This is a genomic window from Pseudotabrizicola sp. (genome assembly GCF_030656345.1).
Taxonomy (GTDB): Bacteria; Pseudomonadota; Alphaproteobacteria; order Rhodobacterales; family Rhodobacteraceae; genus Pseudotabrizicola.
Window position 1 is genome coordinate 244,395 of the sequence record NZ_JAUSNR010000023.1, and the last position, 19,654, is coordinate 264,048.

At 62.6% G+C, this 19,654-nt stretch carries 20 protein-coding genes; all 20 read left to right on the top strand.

The annotated features are described in order from the left end of the window. Positions 1-6: 6 nt before the first annotated feature. The 20 genes from Q7J44_RS14170 (at position 7) to Q7J44_RS14265 (ending at position 19,645) form a co-directional block, all read left to right on the top strand. Positions 7-999: a phage protease gene (locus Q7J44_RS14170; RefSeq protein WP_304880912.1), complete on the top strand. Its 993-nt coding sequence runs from the start codon at positions 7-9 to the stop codon at positions 997-999. After that, a complete protein-coding gene (locus Q7J44_RS14175; protein ID WP_304880914.1) occupies positions 999-1,433 on the top strand; it encodes a hypothetical protein in 435 nt (144 codons plus the stop codon). The genes Q7J44_RS14170 and Q7J44_RS14175 overlap by 1 nt, the downstream gene beginning before the upstream one ends. Positions 1,434-1,444: 11 nt before the next feature. Continuing rightward, entirely contained in the window at positions 1,445-2,338 is an 894-nt protein-coding gene (locus tag Q7J44_RS14180; RefSeq protein WP_304880916.1) for a Mu-like prophage major head subunit gpT family protein, read from the top strand. 84 nt (positions 2,339-2,422) lie between these two features. Beyond that, positions 2,423-3,004 carry a hypothetical protein gene (locus tag Q7J44_RS14185; RefSeq protein WP_304880918.1) on the top strand — a complete coding sequence of 194 codons (582 nt, stop codon included), beginning with the start codon at positions 2,423-2,425 and terminating at the stop codon, positions 3,002-3,004. A gap of 13 nt (positions 3,005-3,017) precedes the next feature. Further along, complete coding sequence (locus tag Q7J44_RS14190) at positions 3,018-3,449, top strand: gp436 family protein (protein ID WP_304880920.1); 432 nt, start codon at positions 3,018-3,020, stop codon at positions 3,447-3,449. Beyond that, on the top strand, positions 3,449-3,877 hold the full coding sequence (locus tag Q7J44_RS14195) for a hypothetical protein (RefSeq protein WP_304880922.1): 429 nt from the start codon (positions 3,449-3,451) through the stop codon (positions 3,875-3,877). Before Q7J44_RS14190 ends, Q7J44_RS14195 begins: the two co-directional genes overlap by 1 nt. Positions 3,878-4,046: 169 nt before the next feature. After that, complete coding sequence (locus Q7J44_RS14200) at positions 4,047-4,982, top strand: phage tail tube protein (protein WP_304880923.1); 936 nt, start codon at positions 4,047-4,049, stop codon at positions 4,980-4,982. A gap of 37 nt (positions 4,983-5,019) precedes the next feature. Further along, positions 5,020-5,376: a hypothetical protein gene (locus Q7J44_RS14205; protein WP_304880925.1), complete on the top strand. Its 357-nt coding sequence runs from the start codon at positions 5,020-5,022 to the stop codon at positions 5,374-5,376. A gap of 95 nt (positions 5,377-5,471) precedes the next feature. Further along, positions 5,472-5,684 (top strand): DUF1799 domain-containing protein, encoded by a 213-nt coding sequence (locus Q7J44_RS14210; RefSeq protein ID WP_304880982.1) that lies wholly within the window; start codon positions 5,472-5,474, stop codon positions 5,682-5,684. Continuing rightward, positions 5,681-8,836, top strand: coding sequence for a phage tail length tape measure family protein (locus tag Q7J44_RS14215; protein ID WP_304880927.1), 3,156 nt, complete (start codon positions 5,681-5,683; stop codon positions 8,834-8,836). Before Q7J44_RS14210 ends, Q7J44_RS14215 begins: the two co-directional genes overlap by 4 nt. Next, positions 8,836-9,498 (top strand): hypothetical protein, encoded by a 663-nt coding sequence (locus tag Q7J44_RS14220; RefSeq protein ID WP_304880929.1) that lies wholly within the window; start codon positions 8,836-8,838, stop codon positions 9,496-9,498. Before Q7J44_RS14215 ends, Q7J44_RS14220 begins: the two co-directional genes overlap by 1 nt. Continuing rightward, complete coding sequence (locus tag Q7J44_RS14225) at positions 9,495-10,181, top strand: hypothetical protein (protein ID WP_304880931.1); 687 nt, start codon at positions 9,495-9,497, stop codon at positions 10,179-10,181. Before Q7J44_RS14220 ends, Q7J44_RS14225 begins: the two co-directional genes overlap by 4 nt. Next, a complete protein-coding gene (locus tag Q7J44_RS14230) occupies positions 10,178-10,588 on the top strand; it encodes a hypothetical protein (RefSeq protein WP_304880933.1) in 411 nt (136 codons plus the stop codon). Before Q7J44_RS14225 ends, Q7J44_RS14230 begins: the two co-directional genes overlap by 4 nt. Continuing rightward, complete coding sequence (locus Q7J44_RS14235) at positions 10,585-14,385, top strand: phage tail protein (protein ID WP_304880934.1); 3,801 nt, start codon at positions 10,585-10,587, stop codon at positions 14,383-14,385. Before Q7J44_RS14230 ends, Q7J44_RS14235 begins: the two co-directional genes overlap by 4 nt. 5 nt (positions 14,386-14,390) lie before the next feature. Then, a complete protein-coding gene (locus Q7J44_RS14240) occupies positions 14,391-15,017 on the top strand; it encodes a hypothetical protein (RefSeq protein WP_304880936.1) in 627 nt (208 codons plus the stop codon). After that, positions 15,018-15,359 carry a hypothetical protein gene (locus Q7J44_RS14245; RefSeq protein ID WP_304880938.1) on the top strand — a complete coding sequence of 114 codons (342 nt, stop codon included), beginning with the start codon at positions 15,018-15,020 and terminating at the stop codon, positions 15,357-15,359. It begins immediately after the preceding gene. A 151-nt stretch (positions 15,360-15,510) separates the two neighbouring features. After that, positions 15,511-16,314, top strand: coding sequence for a DNA adenine methylase (locus Q7J44_RS14250; protein ID WP_304880940.1), 804 nt, complete (start codon positions 15,511-15,513; stop codon positions 16,312-16,314). A 187-nt stretch (positions 16,315-16,501) separates the two neighbouring features. Next, the gene (locus Q7J44_RS14255) at positions 16,502-17,896 is read left to right on the top strand and encodes a hypothetical protein (protein WP_304880942.1); all 1,395 of its coding nucleotides are present in this window, start codon (positions 16,502-16,504) and stop codon (positions 17,894-17,896) included. Positions 17,897-17,898: 2 nt separating this feature from the next. Next, on the top strand, positions 17,899-18,795 hold the full coding sequence (locus Q7J44_RS14260; RefSeq protein ID WP_304880944.1) for a DNA adenine methylase: 897 nt from the start codon (positions 17,899-17,901) through the stop codon (positions 18,793-18,795). Positions 18,796-19,141: 346 nt separating this feature from the next. Continuing rightward, positions 19,142-19,645, top strand: coding sequence for a YbjN domain-containing protein (locus Q7J44_RS14265; RefSeq protein WP_304880946.1), 504 nt, complete (start codon positions 19,142-19,144; stop codon positions 19,643-19,645). The last annotated feature ends 9 nt before the right edge of the window (positions 19,646-19,654 follow it).

Consider the following 19,654-nt stretch of genomic DNA (forward strand, 5'->3'; position numbering starts at 1 on the left):
GCGGACATGACCCCGCGCACACACACCTCCCTTTCGCCCGTTCTGATGGCGTCCGATCCGGCCTCCCAAGCGGCCCCGGAGTGGATCCACCTTCTGCCGACGGCAAACGGCCCGATCCAGACCGATGACAATCGCGGTCCGTACCATGTCGAGGATGCGGATGCGATCATCGCGGCGAGCTTTGCCGACACCGACCGGCTGCCGATCGACCAGAACCATTCCACCGATCTGGCAGCCCCAAAGGGCCTGCCATCCCCGGCGAGTGGCTGGATCGTCGATATGCAGGCCCGCGCTGACGGCATCTGGGGCCGGGTCGAGTGGACCCGTGAGGGTGCCGCCATGGTCGCTGACCGTGCCTATCGCGCGATCAGCCCTGTGGTGCTGCATGACAAGGCCAAGACGATCTTTGCCGTGCTGCGCGCCAGCCTTGTGAACCGTCCGAACTTCAAGGGGCTGACCGCCCTGAATTCACCCCAAGAGGAGACAACCATGGATAATATCGCCGAGGCCCTTGGGCTGAAGGCAGGTGCCAGCGAAGAGGATATCCTTGCCGCTATCGCCTCGAGCAAGAACAAGAAGCCTGAAGGCGGTGCCGCCATGCAGGCCTCGCTGCAGGCTGCCAACGATGCGGTGACCGCGCTGCAGGCGACTGTCACCGAGCAGGCCACGCAGATCAACGCCCTGACCGAAGGGTCCGCGCGCCGCGAGGCCGAGGCCTTTGTCGATCAGGCCATCGCCGACAAGCGCGCTGGCCTGAACGCCAGCACCCGCGCCCACTACGTCTCGATGCATATGGCGGATGCGACGATGGCGAAGACCACCATCGAAAGCCTGCCAAAGCTCGGGCCGTCCGGCATGGGGGGCACCCCGCCCGCCGTCCTGAAGGAAGGCGAGATTTCCCTCAATGCCTCGCAGGTGGAAGCGGCAAAGCTCCTTGGCATTCCGACCAAGGACTACACCGCCCAGCTGAAGGCTGAAGCCGAGAAGGAGGCCAGCTGATGGTTGCTCTGACCAAAGATCGCAACACCCCGCAATCAGCGGGCGACCTGCGCGAAGGCCCGGTGGCCGCGTCGCAGCTGATCTTCGCGGGCAGCCTGGTCTGCCGCAATGCCGCTGGCTTTCTGGTCAAGGGTGTCACCGCCCTGAACCTGACCGGCGTTGGCCGCGCTGAGCATCAGATGGACAATTCCGCCGGTGGGGCGGGCGACGTCCAGTTGCGCTACCGCCCCGGGATCTTCCGCTTCGCCAACTCGGCAGCGGGCGAACTGATCACCATCGCCGATATCGGCAAGGCCTGCTTCGTGGTGGATGACCAGACGGTCGCCCGCACGAACGGCACCGGCACGCGGTCCAAAGCCGGGGTGATCGACGCTGTCGATGATCAGGGCGTCTGGGTCCGCATGGATGAAGCTCTGGCGCGCGTCGCCTCGTAAGGAAACCAGACATGCTTGTGAATGCATCCAACCTCGACTCGCTGCGCGTCGGCTTTTCTGCGGCCTTCTCAAACGGAATGGGTCAGGCACCCTCGCAGTTCGAGCGGGTGGCCACGATCATCCGCGCGACGCAGAAAGAACAGAAATACGGCTGGCTCGGCAAGATCCCGAACGTGCGCGAATGGATCGGTGCCCGGGCCGTCCAGAACCTGATGCAGCATGACTATGCCATCAAGGAAAAGCCGTTCGAACTGACCATCGGCGTCGACAAGGACGATATCGAGACAGACAACCTCGGGATCTACACGCCCATGTTCACCGAGATGGGCATGTCGTCCGGCTCCAAGAAGGACATGCTGGTCTTTGAGCTGCTGAAGGCAGGCTTCACCACCGAATGCTACGACGGCCAGAACTTCTTTGACACCGACCATCCGGTTCTGGACGCGGACGGCGACGAGATCACGGTGGCCAACACCGATGGGGGCGCGGGCACCCCGTGGTTCCTTCTGGACATGAGCCGCGCCCTGCGCCCGATCATCTTGCAGGTCCGCAAGGAGTTCGAGTTCACGGCGATGACCGAGCCGACGTCGCCGAATGTCTTCATGAACAAGGAATTCATCTACGGCACCGATGCCCGCATGAACGTGGGCTTTGGCTTCTGGCAGATGGCATGGGGATCACGGCAGACCCTGAATGCGGCGAACTATGCGAATGCCCGGGCGTCGCTGATGGAGATGAAGGGCGACTATGGCCGCCCGCTTGGCATCAACCCGCGCGTGCTGGTTGTGCCGCCCCGGCTCGAGTCGGCCGCGCTGAAGATCGTGAACAACGAGCTTGGTGCCAATGGCGAGACCAACGAGTGGAAAGGCACCGCCGAAGTGCTGGTCGCCCCTTGGCTGGCCTGACCGATCTCTGACCGCGCAGGCGGTCAGGTGATCCAGAGGGGGTGCGTGTCGCCCCCTCCCATCACCTGACAGGAGCCCCACCCGATGGCCAAGCGAACCACATCCACACCCAAGCCGAAGGCTGTTGCGCCCGCGACAGCTGTTGTCCCCGCGCCGGATGCGCTGGTGACCCAACCCGAGATCGGGGAGTCCGCTGAGCCGCAAGGCCTGGCAAGCGACCCGACGCCGCCCGCGCTGGGGAACGAGGGGCTGGCAGCTGAGGCGGGGGAGGGGCAACCCTCCCTCGCCGACTCCCAAACCCCGAAGATCCCCGAGGATGGCGTGACGCTCTCGGATGCCATCCGCGCCGGCATCGAGCATGCAGGCAGTGTGGCTTCAATATCTGCGGTTTCTCTGGAGGGTCTGGATATCCCGTTCGACTATCAACGGCAGGTTCTCAAGGGCAAGGAGGACATTTCCTTCGTTGGAGTGCGCGGTGCCAATGTGGTCTTGCCGCTTTCCACTTCGCTGGTCGTGACCGGCCCGAAGAAGGGCCGCTGGCGCATTGGCCGCAAGTTCGGGCCGGAGCCGGTCACGCTGCCGGTGGCCGAGCTGACCGAAGATGAGCTGCAGGCGCTGGCTGATGACAAGGCTCTGAACGTCACCGCCGTCACCCCGCCCTACTGACCCCGAGGACCGCATGCCCGCCTATACCGACCTTGCCCGTTTGACCGAGCGCTTTGGCGCGGACATGCTGATCCGCGCCACCGATCGATCGGATGCGCCGACCGGCACGATCGACGCGTCGGTCGTCGAGAAGGCCTGCGCCGATGCGGCGGCGCTGATCGACGGCTATCTGGCGGCACGCTATGCGCTGCCACTGGCCGAGGTGCCGCCGCTGGTTTCGGCGCTGGCCGAGGATATCGCGATCTACCGGCTGCACCCCTACGGCACAGACGACAAGATCAAGGCCGACCATGACGCGGCAATGCGGGCCTTGCGCGATATCAGCAGCGGCGCGATCCGGCTGGCTGTGGCGGGCAACGAGCCTGCCACCACCGGCGGCACGGGTGCAATGTTCACAGACCGCGAGCGGCCGTTGACGGAAGCCAGCATGAAGGGGTTCATCTGATGCTGACCGATGCGGTTGCCACGCGGCTGAAGGATCTGGAGGTCATCGACCGGGTCGAGGATGCGCTGCAGCTGCAGGCGCTGGTCGAGTCGGGCCAGCTGCCCGCCGCTGGCGTCTCGGCCTTTGTCGTGCCGCTGGGGCTGCGCGGCGGGCAGGTGCGCAGTGCCACGGCCCCGTTCATTCAGGACACTGAAGAGACGCTGGCGGTGGTGCTTGCGCTGCGCGCCCTGACCGCGCTGGACGCCCGCGCCAAGACGTCGCTGACCGGCCTGATCACTGCCGTCATTGACGTGATCGCGGGCTGGGAGCCGGAGGGGCAGCCCGACACTTTCCGGCTGGGCCGCGCCTTTCTGATCAGCATCCAGAAGGGTGTCCTGCTCTACCAGATCGAATTTTCGCTTTCATCCAGTCTGAGGATCACCCCTTGAAAAAACCTGTCCCTGCCGCCGCGCCCGCCCCTGCACCCGCGCACCCGCTGCCGCAATCGGGCGGGGCCTATCGCCTTGAGAACGGCGTTTTAAGCCGCGATGAAACCACCCTTTCAACACAGGTCACCGCGCCAGCCGGCCGGGCCGCTGACACGGACGAGGACTGAACATGGCGCAGAAGTACTGGAAGAAGAAAGTCCTGCTGGTCAAAACCGAAGTGACCTATGGCACCGACCCGGTGCCGACCGGCGCGGATAATGCAGTGCTGGCCTTGCAGGTGACGCTGTCGCCGATGGAAGGTCAGGATGTGGCGCGCGAGCTGGAGCGTGCGGCCTTTGGTGCGGATGGCACCATCCCGTCCGATCTGCATGCGAAAATCCGGTTCCGGGTGGAGCTGGCACCGTCTGGTACTGCCGGGACCGCGCCGGCCTGGGGGCCGCTGTTGCGGGCCTGTGGCTGTGCGCAGGTGATCGAGGCTGGGGTGGCCGTCACCTACAACCCGATCAGCGACGATCCGGAATCGGTCACGATGCATTTCCACTATGATGGCATCCGGCACCGCCTGCGCGGCGCGCGGGGCACCGTCAAGATGATGATCGAGGCGTCGGGCCTGCCCTATCTCGAGTTCGAGTTCTGGGGCCTGTTCGAACCCGCAACCGATGTTGTAAACCCTGTGGCCACCCTGTCCGCCTTCCGCGATCCGCTGGTGGCGAATATGGCCAATACGCCGGTGTTCACCATCGACGGTGTGGCCATGGTGCTGCGCAGCTTCAGCTTCGATACCGGTGCAACGGTCGAGCCGCGCTTCCTGATCGGCAGTGAAGCCATCCTGATCACCGGGCGCGAAGAGAAGATCGAAGCCCGGGTCGAGGCCCGCGCCATGTCGGTCTTCAACCCCTACACCCGCGCACGGGACGCCGCCAAAATGCCGATCGTGCTGCAGCACGGGGTGACGGCTGGCAACCGCGCTACCCTCAATGTCCCGCTTGCGCAGATCCAGCGCCCGGCGGGCATCGAGCAACAACAGAACATTGCCGAATGGCCGCTGAACTTCGTGCCGCAGATGACCACCGGCAACGACCAGTGGACGCTCGCGCTGACCTGATCCCCCCACCTGATCCCCATTTTGAAAGGCCCTCCCCATGCTGAAGATTGCCAAGAACCCCGAGTGGACCCACCAGATCGACATCTCTGTGCCCGTCGACGGCGGCTTTGAAACCCACACCTGCCGCGCCCGCTACCGGGTTCTGGACCCCGCCGCCATCGATCCGACCGATGCAGCCAATCCCGAGACGCTGTTGCGGGCGGTTGTGGTGCGGGTCGAGGATCTGGCGGATGAGGCGGGCCAGCCGCTGGACTGGAACGACGCGGTTCGCGACGCGGTATTCGCCATGCCATTCGTGCAGTCCGGGCTGATCAAGGGCTACTACCGTTCGGTCGCGGGCGCACGTGAGGGAAACTCCGATGGATTGGGCGTGCTTGGGCGAAGAGTGAACTAGGCGATGCACCGGCCCAGCGGACGGAGCTGGAAGAGGAAGCTCTGGCCCTCGGCATCGATCCGGACAGCCTGCCCGACCGCGATGATGGCAATGGCATCTGGCCCGAGCACATGGCGGCCGTGGACGCGTTTCTCGCGGTGGACAGCCAGTGGCGGCAATCACCGAAGGGGCGGTTTCTGGGACTGGATTACACGGCTGTGCGCGCCGGGCTTGATCTGGCCGGAATCGAGGTAACGCCCGACCTGTGGTCGGACGTTCAGCTGATTGAAGCGGGTGCCCGCCGGGCGCTGAACGGGGACGACGAATGACACTGCGGGTCCAGGGCACGATCTCGATCAACGGCGCGCAGGCCAAGGCGGAAGCCAAGGCCGTCGCGGGCGAGTTGCGCAAGGTCGGGGCCGATGCCACCGGCATGGGTCAGGGTGCGCGTGAGGCCGGTTCCGGGGTGCGGGTGCTTGGCACCGGGTCCAAGGCGGCGGCGGCAGATCTTCGCGCTCTGGCGGCGGCAGAGAAGCAGGCGGCGGCGGATGCGGCCAATGTGGGGGCCAGCCACAGCGCCGGCGCGGCTGGCGTCGCTTCCCTGACCGAGCAGGTCAACGAGCTGGGCACCGCGTCAAACATGGTGGCGGGTTCCCTCGATGCGGCCTCTGGTGCCGGGGCGGAAATGGCTGCCATCGCGCAGATGGTGCGCGCGTCCATTCACCCGGTCGTAGAGGAATATCACGCCCTGCAGTCGGCGTTGCAGCAGGTTGTGGCCTATGAACAGATCGGCGCGATCTCGATGCGTGAGGCCTCTTTGGTCCATGACAGAGTTGCGCGGGGTCTGACCGAACTGACCGCCCGGATGGAAGCCGCAGGGATCAGCATTGACGGCACCACGGTGGCGATGCGGCGTCAGGACACCACGGTCCAGCAGCTGATCAACCGGACCACCGGCATGAAAAGCGCGTCCGAAGGGGCCATTGCCGATCATCTGCGCCACGGTCAGGCGCTGGATGACCTGCGCGCGAGGTACAACCCGCTGTTCGCGGTCACGCGCCAGTACGAACTGGAATTGCGCGACATTGCCGAAGCCGAGCGTCTGGGCGCGATCTCGACCGCCGAGGCCGCTACGGCGCGCGAACGGGCAGGCCGCGCCCTGATTGCGATGCCGGGCCAGCTCGGGCAGGTCGGGGCCTCGTCGCGCACTGCCGCTGCCTATGTCGGCAACCTCGGCTTCCAGCTGAATGACATCGGCATGATGATGTCGATGGGCCAGTCACCGTTCATGCTGATGATGCAGCAAGGCCCGCAGGTCGTGCAGGTGTTTGACCAGATGCGCTCGGCGGGCATGAAGATCGGGCCAGCCTTCGCACAGGCTTTCACCACGATGCTCAGCCCCGCCAATCTGGCCACGCTCGCGGTCATCGGCATGGGCGCGGCTGCCGTTCAATGGATGACGGCGGGCAGAGCCGAGGCAAAGTCCATGGCGGATGCGATGGGCGACCTGTCGTCTCAGGTCGGGGTCTATCAGAGCGCTGCCCGCGAGGCAGAAAGTTCCACGTCCGATCTCGAAAAGCGCTTCGGGACAGCCTCGAAAGAGGCGCGGACGCTTCTGCTTGAGCTGAAGCGACTTGAGGGGGCGCGCGCCCTGCGGGCATCCGGCCTCGCGTTCGGCTCTGTTAAGGGTGACTTGGGTCTGTCGCTGGGAGGGGCGGCAAGTGGATTTGGCGCAGATCTGAAGATCATCGCCCAGACCTTCGGGCTGGATATGAAAGTTGCCCTGGAGCGCGACGCGACGGCAGCTGTCCGAAATGCCATGCAGGAGTTCAATCGCTCCCAGTTCGTCATCGATCCAAATGACCGGCTGACGCGCATGAGCGCCGCCATGACCAGTCTGGTGGAACAGACACGGCAGGCCGTCGATCTCGACGGAAAGCGGACCGAAGCTGAAGAAGAGCTGCTGGCGATACTGGTCGAACAGAACCTTGCGCTGCTGGAACAAACGGCGTTGCGCAACGAGGACAACGGTCGCTTCCCGGGCTTCCGGGCGGCGCAGGAGGCGCTTGACTATCGCCTTCAGGAGGAAATCGCGATCCGGGCGTCTGTCGCTGCAGGCCGCGAGATGATCGCGACGCTTCAGGCCGAGGGTCGCGCGCGATCTTTGGTTGCGATGTTCGGTCGGGACTCAGAGCTTGCCGCCCAAAGCCGTCTAGCGGTGGAACGCGGGCTGGTCGCAGCGCAGCTGCAGTCCGAAGGCATCGTTGGCGCTGTCGCAGCTCAGGTGCTTGCCGCCTGGGACAACGCGAAGGGCTTCAAGGTCGAAACCGCTGCCTTTGCCGATCTCTTGGCCCGGGCGCATGACTCGGTGGTCGCGTTGGCAGCTTCGGCACCGGGCGGCGGCTGGCTGTCCGGCGCGATTGATGATGCAGCCAAACTGGCCATCACGCTTTACGATGCGGCCGTGCAGGTGAACAACCTGCGCGGTATTCAGCAGCGTCTGGCGGCGGAAGGGAAAGTTTCGAGTGGTCGTGGCGGCGACCCGCGCACCTCGAACCAGCAGGGCTACGGCGAGTTCAAGTACACCGGTCCTGCGCTGGATGTGAACAACAACATCATTCCGAAAAAAGACCGGGGCGGTGCTGGCGGTGACGCCGCCGCCAAGGAGGCGAAGAAAGAGCGCGATGCGGTCCTTGACCTGATCAAGACCCTCGAGCGCGAGATCGAGCTGGAACGTGAGCTGGACCCGGTCAAGCGCCAGATGATCCAGTACCGCGAACAGATGACCGCCGCCACGCAAGCAGAGCGCGACAAGGTCGAAGAGCTGATCATCCAGCGTGAGCGCGAGAAGGCAGCGACCGAAAGTCTGAAGTGGGCGCAGGAACAGACCGGCGATGCGCTGGTCGATGCGCTGATGGGCGGGGCGGATGCGGGCGAGCGCCTGATCGAGACGCTGAAGCGCGCCGCCCTTCAGGCGCTGCTCTTGGGCAATGGTCCGCTGGCAGGCTTGTTCGGAGGCGGGTTGTTCGGCGGTGGGTTGTTCGGGGGCGGCGGGGCTGGCGGTCTGGGCAGCCTGCTCGGCGGCGGTGATCTTTTCGCGAACATCGGCGGGCTGGCTGGAGGCGGCATGGTCTACGGTGCCGGTGGCCCGACGGATGACAAGGTGCCGCGCTGGCTGTCGCCGGGTGAATTCGTCGTCAACGCCCGCGCGACGCGCCGTCACCGCACCATGCTCGAGGGGCTGAACGGTGCGCCGGGCATGGCTGCGGGCGGCTATGTCGGGCAGGGCGGCGGTAGCGCCCCTGTGGGCGGGAATGTCACCTTTGCGCCGGTGATCGATGCCCGGGGATCGCAAGATCCGGCAGCGGTCGAGCAGGCTGCGCGGCGCGGCATGGCACTGGCGCTGGACGAATACCGCCGCACCGGTCTGCCCAATGACATCCAGCGCAGCCTCGACAGCCCCAGTGTGAGGCGGTTCTGATGGCGGTGTCTTTCCCTTTGCCCTTTGCCGACTGGATCGGAAAGCTGCCGATATCATCCATGGCCTTTGACCCTGTCGAGCATGTCGTGGCCGACATGACGGGCGAAGGCGAATGGCTGACCGACGATGTGGCCCCGATGCTTTGGGAAGGCTCGGTCACGCTCGGCCGGATGCTGCAGGGCGAGGCCGATCACGCCTCGATCATGATGGATCTGCTGCGACCTGCGGGTCGCATGTTCTGGGCCTTTGACATCCGCCGCCCGTTCCCTGCGGCCGACCCGGGCGGGCTGGTCCTTGGCGCATCGGCCCCGGTGATCTCGGCCCTGCCTGCGGGCAGCCGCGAAATAGCTCTTTCGGGCTTGCCCGCAGGCTATGTGCTGCGCCGGGGCGATTATCTGGGCTTCAGCTATGGCGGCGGACGCCGTGCGTTGCACCGGCTGGCTGATGCGCAGGTGGTGGCCAGTGGCGCGGGCGTTACACCGGCGTTCGAGCTGTCAACGCTGATCCGGCCGGGTGCCGTCGTGGGTGCGCCGGTCTCGCTGATCCGGCCGGCCATCCCGGTCATGCGTGAGCCGGGCAGCGTGGTGCCGGGCGAGAGCCGGTCGCGCATCACCAGCGGTTTTACCTTTCGTTTTAAACAGACCCTGGCGGTGATCGCGTGAAGCTGTTCGACAGTGCAACCAGCGCCTATCTGGCGCGGCGTGCGGGCAACACTGCCCGGGTGCTGATCCGGATCTGGGCCGAGAACCGGACCACGTCCGAGATCGAATCGCTCGGCCTGTGGGCGGGCGAGCAGGATCAGGAATTTACGATTCGCGGCACGGTGCAGATGTTCTACCGCTCGGCCGGGAAGGTGGACATGGACGAGATCATCGCCCAGCCCGGCACCGACGTTTACATGACGTCGGTCACGCTGTCGCCGATTGATGCAAAGGTGCGGGCCATGGTGGGCGGCTATGAGCTGCGCTTTGCGCCCGTCGAGATCTACCGCGCCCTGTTCTGGCCCGAGACCGGAGAACTGGTGGCAGAGCCGGTGCGGCTGTTCAAGGGCTGGATCGACCGGATGCCCACCGACCTGCCCGAGGTGGGAGAGTCGGCCGAGCTGAAGGTGTCACTCGCCTCGGCCGCGCGGGCGCTGACGCGGACGCTGGCGTTCAAGAAGTCTGACCCGGCACTGTCGGGCGCGCGGTCGGGCGACCGGTTCAGATGCTATACAGATGTCGGATCTGTGCAGGTGCCATGGGGCGAAAAGCGCGTTGGGAATGCTCAGCCCGCGCCTCAAAGGACCTGGGATCCCAACAGCAACCCATTCACCGGCACACCGAGAGAATCGGGGGACAGATGACACGTCGTCCGGACTGGCAGGCACGGCTGACCGGCTATCTCATCGGCTGCGCGCGCGCGCCCTATCAGCTGGGCCAGCATGATTGCGCGCTGTTCGCAGCCGGCGCGGTCGAGGCGGTGACGGGCAGCGACCCCGCGTATGCGTGGCGGGGCCGCTACGCTACCAAGGCCGAGGGCTTCCGCGCGCTGAAAAGGGCTGGCCATACTGATCACATCGCGGCCACCGCCGCTGCCTTGCCCGAGATCGACCCCGTCTTCGCCGCCCCCGGCGACATCGCCTGCGTCGCGGATCCGCAAGCCGGGGGACTGGTTCTTGGCGTGGTGCAGGGCGAGTTGATCTATGTGCTTCGCGAGGACGGGCTTGGGCTGTTGCCCCATGCAGCGATGCAGCGGGCCTTCCGGACATGAGGTATCTGGCGCTCCTGTCGATCTTCCTGATGCTGTGCGCCTCGCCCGCCGACGCGGCGGTCATTGGCGCGGCAATTTCGGCAATCGCGGGCGCGTTCGCCGGGGCCTCGGCGGCCGTGATGGTCGTCGGTCGACTGCTTTTGTCGGTCGCCATCTCGGCCTATCAGAAGCGCCGGATGAAGAAGAAGATGGCGCAGCGCCAGTCCGGGATCACCACCCAGTTCCTCGGCACCGGCGGCACCACGCCACTGACCGTCATCGTCGGCCGCTATGCGACCAACGGCCATCTGGAAGCGCCGCAGATGAGCCATGACGGCGATGGCAAGCCCAATGTCTGGCTGACCTATGTCATCGGCCTTGGCGATCTGCCCGGAATCGTGCCGACCGGGCGGGTGGTGATCAATGACCGCTGGTACACCATCACCTCCGCTGAAAACCCGAGCTGGCCGGGCTATGGCTTTGCCGTCGACGCCGAGATCGGCGGCTATGCGCTGTTCCGGTTCCGCACCGGCTATGAGACCACGGCGGATGCCTGGCTGATCAGTAAATACGGGACCGATCCGGAACGGCCATGGTTGCCGGACATGATCGGGCGCGGCATTCCGCAGGCGATTGTCAATCTCTACCGCGATGCCGACCGCTTCCCGGGCGAGCCGCGCCTGCGGTTTGAGGTGATGGGCCTCCCGCTTTACGATCCGCGCCGCGACAGCAGTGTCGGCGGCACCGGGGCGCAGCGCTGGAGCGCCCCTTCGACATGGGAGTCGACCGACAATCCCAAGGTCATCGAGTACAACATCCATCGCGGGATCAACATCTACGGCTTCGGGATCTGGGGCAACCGCGCCCGGGCGGAAGAGCTGCCGCTGGCAAACTGGTTCGCTGCGATGAATGCCTGCGATGTGCTGATCGACAACGGCGCAGGCGGCACGGAAAAGGCGTATGTCTTCGGTTTTGAGTTCTCGCTCGACACGCCGCCGGCCCAGATCATTGACGAGATCAACCGCTCCTGCGGCGGCGAGACGGTCGAGGTCGGCGGTGTCTGGAAGACCCGCGTGGGCGGCGTCGGCCTGCCGGTCTATTTCCTGACCGATGGCGACATCATCGTCACCCGCCCACAGGAGCTGGACCCGTTCCCCGGACTGGACGCCACCTTCAATGCCTTCAGCTGCTCTTTCCCCGACCCTGACATCCTGTGGGAGGCGCGCGAGTCGCCGCCCTTGACCAATGCCACCTGGGAGCTTGAGGACGGCATTCTGGACTATGACGAGGATCTGGAGGCCTTCGTGCGCCGCCCGCGCCGCCTGCTGCGCGACGTGTCATTGCCCGGCGTGTCAAACCCGCGCCAGGTGCAGCGGCTCATCTCGGCCATGGCGCGCGAGGGGCGCAAGCGCATCTCGCATGTGCTGACCCTGACGCCCGAAGCGCTGGCGCTGGAGCCGCTGGACGCGGTGGCCTGGACATCGGCCCGCAATGGCTATGAGGGCAAAATCTTTGACGTGGTTTTGACTGCCGATCCGATCACCACGCTGCGCCCGCGCATCGGGCTGCTGGAAGCGGATCCATCCGACTATACACCGCCGCCCTATGTGCCGCTACCGGTGCCCTCGACCAGCAACCCGGCCTTCACGCCCCGCTCTGTGACTGGCTTTGCGGTCGAGCCCTACACGATTTCGAATGGCGCCGGCATGCCGCGCCGTCCCGCGTTGCGCCTGAGCTGGAATGGGGTGGCAATGCAAGAGGCCGATGCGATCGTCTGGGAGGTCCGGCTTGCGGCGACCGACGCCATCGTGGCGCAGGGATCGGAACAGCACCCGATCGTTGGGGCTGCCATTGTCAGCGGATTGCTACCCGATACCGACTATGGCGTTCGCGCCATTCCCGTCAGCGACCGGCCATCCGTCTACACCCCGCTTTTGCCGGTCAGGACGCCTGATGTCCGACTGGATATCGACGAACTGGCGCAATCTGTCCGGGACACCATTGATGCTGCCGCCGAGGAAGCAGCATCTGCAGCGGGCATTGACGCCGTGATGGTTCTGCCGGAGGCAGCCACCAGACTGGATCAGATCGTGCTGAAAAAGCCGGAAATGGTCCTCTACCGCTGGACTGGCACAACCTGGTCGACACAGATCTATGCTGAGCCTCAGCCGGGCTCGATCGGCATCGCGCAATTCGCATCCGGCGTGCGGCCAGTTGAAATCTTGGCCGCGCTGCCCAGTACCGGCAACACCGACGGCCGGACGGTCTTTCTGACTACCAACGGCAAAACCTATCGCTGGACGGCAGGGGCTTGGACGGCTTCGGTCGCGTCTGTTGATGTGACCGGCCAGCTGACCGATGCGCAGATCGCAGCTGTTGCGGCCGCGAAGGTCACAGGGCAAATCACCCAGACCCAGATCACCGACGGATCGATCAGCACGTCAAAGATCGCAGCGGCGGCAATCGTGGCCGACAAGATCGGGGCCGGAGCGATTGTCGCTGACAAGATCGCCGCGAACGCGATCACCGCCGCCAAGATCGGGGCCGGTCAGATCACGGCTGGCAAGATTGCAGCCGGTGCGGTGACAGCCGATGAGATCGCGGCCAATGCGATCACGACAGGCAAGATTGCGGCAGGCGCTGTGACGGCGAGTCAAATAGCTGCAGGGGAGATTACCGCTTCCAAGCTGGCGATCACCGACGCGACCAATCTGCTGCGGGACGGCGAATTCTACGACCCTGCTGACTGGATTTTGACCGGCACGTCGTTTTCGTTCATCAGCAGCGCAGGTTCACCGTTTACCACAAGCAAAGTTGCAGTCCTGAATGGCGATGCCGCCAGCTTTGCCTTTCTTCGCTCAGGGTTGTTCCCGGTGAAGCCCGGAGACTTGCTGCAGGTCATCGGCAGCGCGCGGGTTTCGGCGGGCGCTGGCGGCTGCTACGTCGATTTTCTTTTCTATGATCAGGATGAAGCGAACGCAGAGCAGGTTCTTGGAAGCCCGGTGATCACCAGCGGGTCGGTCACTGAGTTTTCGACACCCGTGACCGTGCCAGCTGGCAAGTCTCTGGCCCGCTTCCGACTGGTCAAGGTGAACACCGGGGCCACTCAGGTCCGGTTTGGTGGCATCAAGGTTTTGCGCCGGTTGGCAGGGGAGCTGATTGTCGATGGCTCGATCACCGCCGCCAAGATCGGCGCAGGTCAGATCGTGGCAAACAGCCTTGCAGCCAGCTCTGTCGTGGCAAGCAAGATCGCCACCGGGGCAGTGACGGCAGAAAAACTGGACACGGAGTCCTTGGCTGTAGCGGGTCTTGCAAGTTTTGGCGGCGATCTAAAGTCCCTGGACTATGCTGCGGGCACCAGCGGATGGAGCATAAAGAACGATGGGACCGCAGAATTCGGGACCATCCATCTGAGAGAAGGCGCGGTAACCGAATACGTAAATGCCAACACCGCATCAGCGATAACCATTTCGTCCTTTTCAACCGACACTGTCATACAGACCGTCGTGCTGAACAGAGTTGCTAAGCCGACCCAGCTGATCTTTTCCGTCGAGGCCGAAACGCTGACCGATGGTCAGACCCAAGTTGTATTTTTGTTCATCTATCGGGGCTCTGTTTTGGTGGGAACCAGTGCTGGGTACGGCATCCTTACCAACTCGATAAAGGCCAACAAGGTATACAGCGCCTCTATCGGGATTGACACTTACCTTGGAGAGGGCAGCACAACATACACCCTGAGAGCGCGCCTGGATGCGTGGGGGAGGGGGTCAGCAGTCCTCACAAACAGGTTCCTTCAAGCGCAACAGTTCAAAAGGTGAAGGGCATGGAAAGGTATGCAATTGTGGATTTCAACGGCCAAATTCATTCCATTATGGTTGTTGGTTCATCTGCCCCCCCCATTGTCGGCGCTGAATTGGTGGCCGTGTGGTGCCCAGAAACCGACGTTAAAGACGACACCCATTACTTTGATTCCGAAGGGTTCGTAGAATATCCTCCTAAACCGGGGCAATGGGCGGCATTCGACTTCGCTGCAAAGCAGTGGTTTGACCCACGAACGCCTGACTTTCTTGCAGATGAGCTGGCGCAGATCAAAAGGAGCGCCAACCTGAAAATCTTGGCGGTGATCAAGTCGATCCGTGCCTCCATGATCACAGACCTGCCTGGTCAGGAAATGATCTACCTGCGCAAGGAGGCGGAGGCCCGCGCCTATGTTGCCGATCCGGCCCCAGACATGACGAACTATCCGCTGATGGTAAGGGAGATCGGCATCACCGCGCCGACGGCAGGCGAGCTGGCTCAGGTCTGGCTCTATATGGCAAATCAGCTGATGTCCGTTGCGGGGCTGCTTGAGGCAGTCCGACTCAGCGCCTCAGCCCTGCTGGAGGGGGCAACCACCGAAGCTGAAGTTGATATGGTTCGAGATGGGCTTCTGGCCCAGATGGGGGTGTGAATGAAAGCCATGCCCCGCCCGCTCTACATCATCTTCAGGGTTCTTCATGATCTGGTGGCTGTCGGATCGCGCTTGATCAACGCGGCCGGCTATGAGGGCTCCACGCATGATACCCTGAGTTCAAGGTCATACTTTGACGGCCATACCTATCCGGAATGGGCGCGGCGGCGGCGGTTCATCAATCGGCTGTTCTTCTGGCAGGAAGACCATTGCCGGGCTGACTACCTCTACGGCCTGGAACAAGCCCGGAAGAAGCTTGAGAGGCACGAGGCGCTGATGCGCCTCGAAGGCCACAGATCCCCCACACAAGCCGTAGGAGGAGCGCAGTGCAGGCAGCTTTGACGCTGTCTTTGAGACGAGGATGAATGACCGGGGGGCAGCGCGTCAACGCACCCCCCGGTTCGGGGAGACAGTCAAGAACCCCCGCCGACCAGCTAAACCTTTTGGCCGCATCCGCCCGCTTCCGGGCAGCGCCTACAAGGACCCGATTCGAATGAATGACCAAACGAAATTTTCCATCCAGCCCGTTCGCCCCATCGCGCCGTGGCTGGGTGGGAAGCGCAACCTCGCCAAGCGCATCTGCGCCCTGATCGATGCCGATCAGCACGTCACCTATGCCGAACCCTTTGTCGGGATGGGGGGCATTTTCCTGCGACGGACATCGCGTCCACGGGCAGAGGTGATCAACGACGCGCAGCGCGACGTCTACAACCTGTTCCGGGTGCTCCAGGAGCACTACGTGGCCTTCCTCGATCTGCTGCGATTCCAGATCACCACGCAGGCAAACTTCAACCGGCTGGTGGCGGTCGATCCCGACACGCTGACCGACATGCAGCGCGCGGCGCGGTTCCTGTTCCTGCAGCGGTTGGCCTTCGGCGGCAAGATCTCTGGCCGGAACTTTGGCTTGGCGGCCGACCGTCCGGCCCGGTTCAACCTGACCACGCTGGAATCGGATCTGGAGGCCCTGCACACGCGGCTGTCGGGCGTGACCGTGATGTGCATCGACTTCGCCGAGTTCATCCGCCGCGTCGATCACAAGGACGCGCTGTTCTACCTCGATCCGCCCTACTGGGGCTGCGAGAACGACTATGGCAAGGCCCTGTTTGGCCGTGATCGGTTCGAGGAAATGGCGGCTTTACTGGCGCGTTTAAAGGGGCGTTTCATCCTGTCTTTAAACGACGTGCCAGAGGTGCGCGAGATCTTCGCCGCCTTCACGATCGAGGAGGTGATGACGACCTACACGATCGCGGGTAAGGGCGCGCAGCCGGAGCGGCGTGAGTTGCTGATCAGTGGATGAGGCGGTGACGCCGATGCGGTTATCGGCTGCGTGATTGTGGCGATTAGTCAGGTCTGTGCCGCTAAACGTTGGTCGAGCACAGACCAAGCCAGAACTGATCCTCGACCTTTCGGCCTCCGACGGGTTACTAATGGATGAATCAGAGGTCGGAACTGCCCATTGAGGGCAGCGCAATTGGGGGTCTTGGATGATCGATGCCGTTCTTCTTATCGACGATTTGATGCCAGACTTCCTGAATCCGCGGATCGGGAACGCAGCCACTCGTCTTGAGTCGATAAACCGTATCGTAAGCTTGCAGGGGCCCAAGCTGGTGAATTTGGCGCAAAGTATACTCTCGAACGGTCTCAGTCCCATTGATCGACTTCTTGTGATTAAGGACGAAAAGTTTCCCGAACATCACGTCGTCATCGAGGGAAATCGAAGAGCGACAGCGATGATACTTCTGGCCAACCCCCGGCTGATCGAAACGCTTGATGCGTTCGAAAGTTCGGCAGATCTAAAGCGTTGCAAAGCGAAACTTTTGGGCCTCGCAGCTTCATTTTCTCGATCTACAGTGGAACCGATCAAGGTTGTTCTGGCACCAAACCGAGAGGCGACAAGATACTGGGTGCAGCTCCGGCACAGTGGAGAAGGCGATGGTGTTGGCGTTACCAGGTGGCGCGTGATCGAGAGCGCAAGATTCACCGATCCAAAGAGCCGGATAGTCGCCGTCGCTGACCTTTTGTTTACTGAAGGCGACTTAAGTGGTGTCGAGAAGGAAATGTTGGACGAGCTCGCATGGTCCACATTTGACCGGTTTATCGACTCGCCTCGTCTGCGGGAGGTGCTTTGCTTTGAAGTGGTGGAGGGAATGGTGATCACAACATCTCCTCGGAATCGTGTGGTAAACGCTCTTCGGGAGATAGCATTCCGGGTAGCAAAGGGCGAATTTGACAGTCGAAAGCAAAACTCTGTTGAAGATCGGCTGAATGCACTGGCACAGCTTCCGTCGGGAGTACTTCCGCCGAGACCGACGGTCGAACGATCTGGAGAAGGCGATGAGGAGGGTCTTCATGGGAGCGACCCTGTCGAGAAAGATCCTCCTGCTGCAATAGGGACAAAACCAGACGTGACTGGCGTCCTGCCAGCTGTGAAGTCTACCAAGTCGACAACGCGAGCAAAGGACCGGTTGTTTCGTCGCAGTGATTTTGTTGTAACCGAACCCCGCCTTCAGGATATTTTGAAAGAGCTCAGTGATCTTCCGTTGTCCTCAAAACCGAATGCCTGCGCAGTGCTTCTGAGAGTGTTCCTTGAGATGTCAGTGCTCCACTACCTTCAGGATGCCGGACAAGGCACAGATGGCAGAGGGGGAAAGCAGGCTGAGCTTTTTGTGCTCGTTGAAAGAGCCTTTAAGCACATGAAATTGAAAGACCCTAGTCTTCAAATGCCCCAGATCGAGTCCCTAGTTGCAGCTCAAACCACGGGCCTTCGATTGCGGGAACTGCACTCGTATGTTCATAACCGGCACTATTTTCCGGCTCCGGCTGACCTATTGGCGGCCGCTGGTGAATTGACGCCGTTTCTTCGCAAAATCTGGAGCTAGATATGCACCATGACCATCGCACTGTCCAAAGTGGACGGTTCTCTCCCCTCCGCTATCCCGGGGGAAAGGGCAAGATGGTATCCTTCGTACGGCAAGTGGTTCGAGAAAACGGCCTGTCTGACGGTTTGTATGTTGAACCTTATGCCGGTGGGGCGGCGGTAGCGATGGAGCTGTTGCTGACAGAAGAGGTTAGCAGGATCGCGATCAATGACATCAGCCCGCACATCTTCTGTTTCTGGTCGTCTGTTCTAGACCGAACAGAGGAGCTTTGCAGAATGATCGTCGAGACACCCTTGTCTGTTCCCGAGTGGGATCGGCAAAAGCTGATCCTTCAAGGCAAAGACATATCAGATCCTTTGGCGCTAGGGTTTGCCACATTCTACCTTAATCGCACGAACCGCTCGGGCATACTGAACGGAGGTATCATCGGCGGGCGTGCGCAGGCTGGTGAGTGGACAATTGGCGCGCGCTACAATGCAAAGGAACTTGCTGCGAGGGTTGCGTCGATAGCGAACTTGAGAAGTCGGATCTCGCTCTCGAACCTGGACGCGATAGAGTTCATTAAAAGTGGCGCGAAATCGTGGGGTGATCGGACCCTCGTCTATCTCGACCCGCCTTATTACGTGAAGGGCAAGGGGCTCTATCACCATTATTATCGCCACGATGATCATGTCGAGGTTTGTCAATCGCTCGCGGCGCTGGTGAGGCAAAAGTGGATCGTTTCCTATGACGATGCTCCAGAAATCGCGGCGATCTACTCCGGAACCCGCTGGATGCGGTACGCAATCGGCTACAGCGCGCGCGAGCACACTTCTGGACAAGAGCTCATGTTTTTCGGTCCCTCATTGGCAGTACCTGCTGCCGTGGGGACAATGAGGCTCATCGAACAGGGTGCATAGAGTGCTCCTGCCTTCAGCAGACTGATACAGCCTATCCACAGGTCCCCACGGCCAGTCCGCTGGCCGCGAAAGTCGCCCGCTGCAATATTGCGTGTCAAACTATGCAAATTTGCGTGGCGAGCCACACGCAGCCTTTTGCCCGGCGAGACAATTGGTACAAATCTGCGTGGCGGCCACGCCCAGCCACAGTTGTCCACAGAAGATTTGATGAGAAATCACTTTACAGGGTTCCGCTTCTGCAACACCATATCTAGTATAGGCTTTGTCGGGCTTACGCAGAGCCTTGCCAGACACCCTGCATTTCGTGGCTGACGCGTCACGGAAGGCATCATGAAGAGGCCGGGCAATGTCACTATCTGAAGATTTCCTGTCACACGACGATATGCACCCGATTGATATCGTCGAAACCCTGGCCGAACACCATGCATGGGAGTTTGACCGGGTGACCGATGACCAGATCGCCATGGCGGTCGAAGGCCAGTGGCGCACCTATTCGCTGACCCTCGCCTGGTCGGCGCAGGATGAAACGCTGCGGCTGATCTGTACCTTTGAGATGGAGCCACCTGAGGGCAAGCTGCCGGCCCTGCTCGATGTGCTGAACCGCTGCAACGATATGGTCTGGACCGGGGCTTTCACCTATTGGGCCGAACAAAAGCTGATGGTCTGGCGCTATGGTCTGGTGCTGGCGGGCGGTCAGGTGGCCGGGCCGGAACAGATTGACCGGCTGATTTCCAGCGCGGTGATGGCGGCAGAACGCTTCTACCCGGCGTTCCAGCTGGTGGGCTGGGGTGACAAAACTCCGGCTGACGCGATGAAGGTTGCCATTGCCGAGGCCTACGGTCGCGCCTAACCTTGCCCC

What these genes read in the sequence shown, in the direction of transcription:
- Q7J44_RS14170 (WP_304880912.1), top strand. Translation starts at nt 7, where the DNA reads ATGACCCCGCGCACACACACCTCCCTTTCGCCCGTTCTGATGGCGTCC.
- Q7J44_RS14175 (WP_304880914.1), top strand. Translation starts at nt 999, where the DNA reads ATGGTTGCTCTGACCAAAGATCGCAACACCCCGCAATCAGCGGGCGAC.
- Q7J44_RS14180 (WP_304880916.1), top strand. Translation starts at nt 1,445, where the DNA reads ATGCTTGTGAATGCATCCAACCTCGACTCGCTGCGCGTCGGCTTTTCT.
- Q7J44_RS14185 (WP_304880918.1), top strand. Translation starts at nt 2,423, where the DNA reads ATGGCCAAGCGAACCACATCCACACCCAAGCCGAAGGCTGTTGCGCCC.
- Q7J44_RS14190 (WP_304880920.1), top strand. Translation starts at nt 3,018, where the DNA reads ATGCCCGCCTATACCGACCTTGCCCGTTTGACCGAGCGCTTTGGCGCG.
- Q7J44_RS14195 (WP_304880922.1), top strand. Translation starts at nt 3,449, where the DNA reads ATGCTGACCGATGCGGTTGCCACGCGGCTGAAGGATCTGGAGGTCATC.
- Q7J44_RS14200 (WP_304880923.1), top strand. Translation starts at nt 4,047, where the DNA reads ATGGCGCAGAAGTACTGGAAGAAGAAAGTCCTGCTGGTCAAAACCGAA.
- Q7J44_RS14205 (WP_304880925.1), top strand. Translation starts at nt 5,020, where the DNA reads ATGCTGAAGATTGCCAAGAACCCCGAGTGGACCCACCAGATCGACATC.
- Q7J44_RS14215 (WP_304880927.1), top strand. Translation starts at nt 5,681, where the DNA reads ATGACACTGCGGGTCCAGGGCACGATCTCGATCAACGGCGCGCAGGCC.
- Q7J44_RS14220 (WP_304880929.1), top strand. Translation starts at nt 8,836, where the DNA reads ATGGCGGTGTCTTTCCCTTTGCCCTTTGCCGACTGGATCGGAAAGCTG.
- Q7J44_RS14230 (WP_304880933.1), top strand. Translation starts at nt 10,178, where the DNA reads ATGACACGTCGTCCGGACTGGCAGGCACGGCTGACCGGCTATCTCATC.
- Q7J44_RS14235 (WP_304880934.1), top strand. Translation starts at nt 10,585, where the DNA reads ATGAGGTATCTGGCGCTCCTGTCGATCTTCCTGATGCTGTGCGCCTCG.
- Q7J44_RS14240 (WP_304880936.1), top strand. Translation starts at nt 14,391, where the DNA reads ATGGAAAGGTATGCAATTGTGGATTTCAACGGCCAAATTCATTCCATT.
- Q7J44_RS14245 (WP_304880938.1), top strand. Translation starts at nt 15,018, where the DNA reads ATGAAAGCCATGCCCCGCCCGCTCTACATCATCTTCAGGGTTCTTCAT.
- Q7J44_RS14250 (WP_304880940.1), top strand. Translation starts at nt 15,511, where the DNA reads ATGAATGACCAAACGAAATTTTCCATCCAGCCCGTTCGCCCCATCGCG.
- Q7J44_RS14255 (WP_304880942.1), top strand. Translation starts at nt 16,502, where the DNA reads ATGATCGATGCCGTTCTTCTTATCGACGATTTGATGCCAGACTTCCTG.
- Q7J44_RS14260 (WP_304880944.1), top strand. Translation starts at nt 17,899, where the DNA reads ATGCACCATGACCATCGCACTGTCCAAAGTGGACGGTTCTCTCCCCTC.
- Q7J44_RS14265 (WP_304880946.1), top strand. Translation starts at nt 19,142, where the DNA reads ATGTCACTATCTGAAGATTTCCTGTCACACGACGATATGCACCCGATT.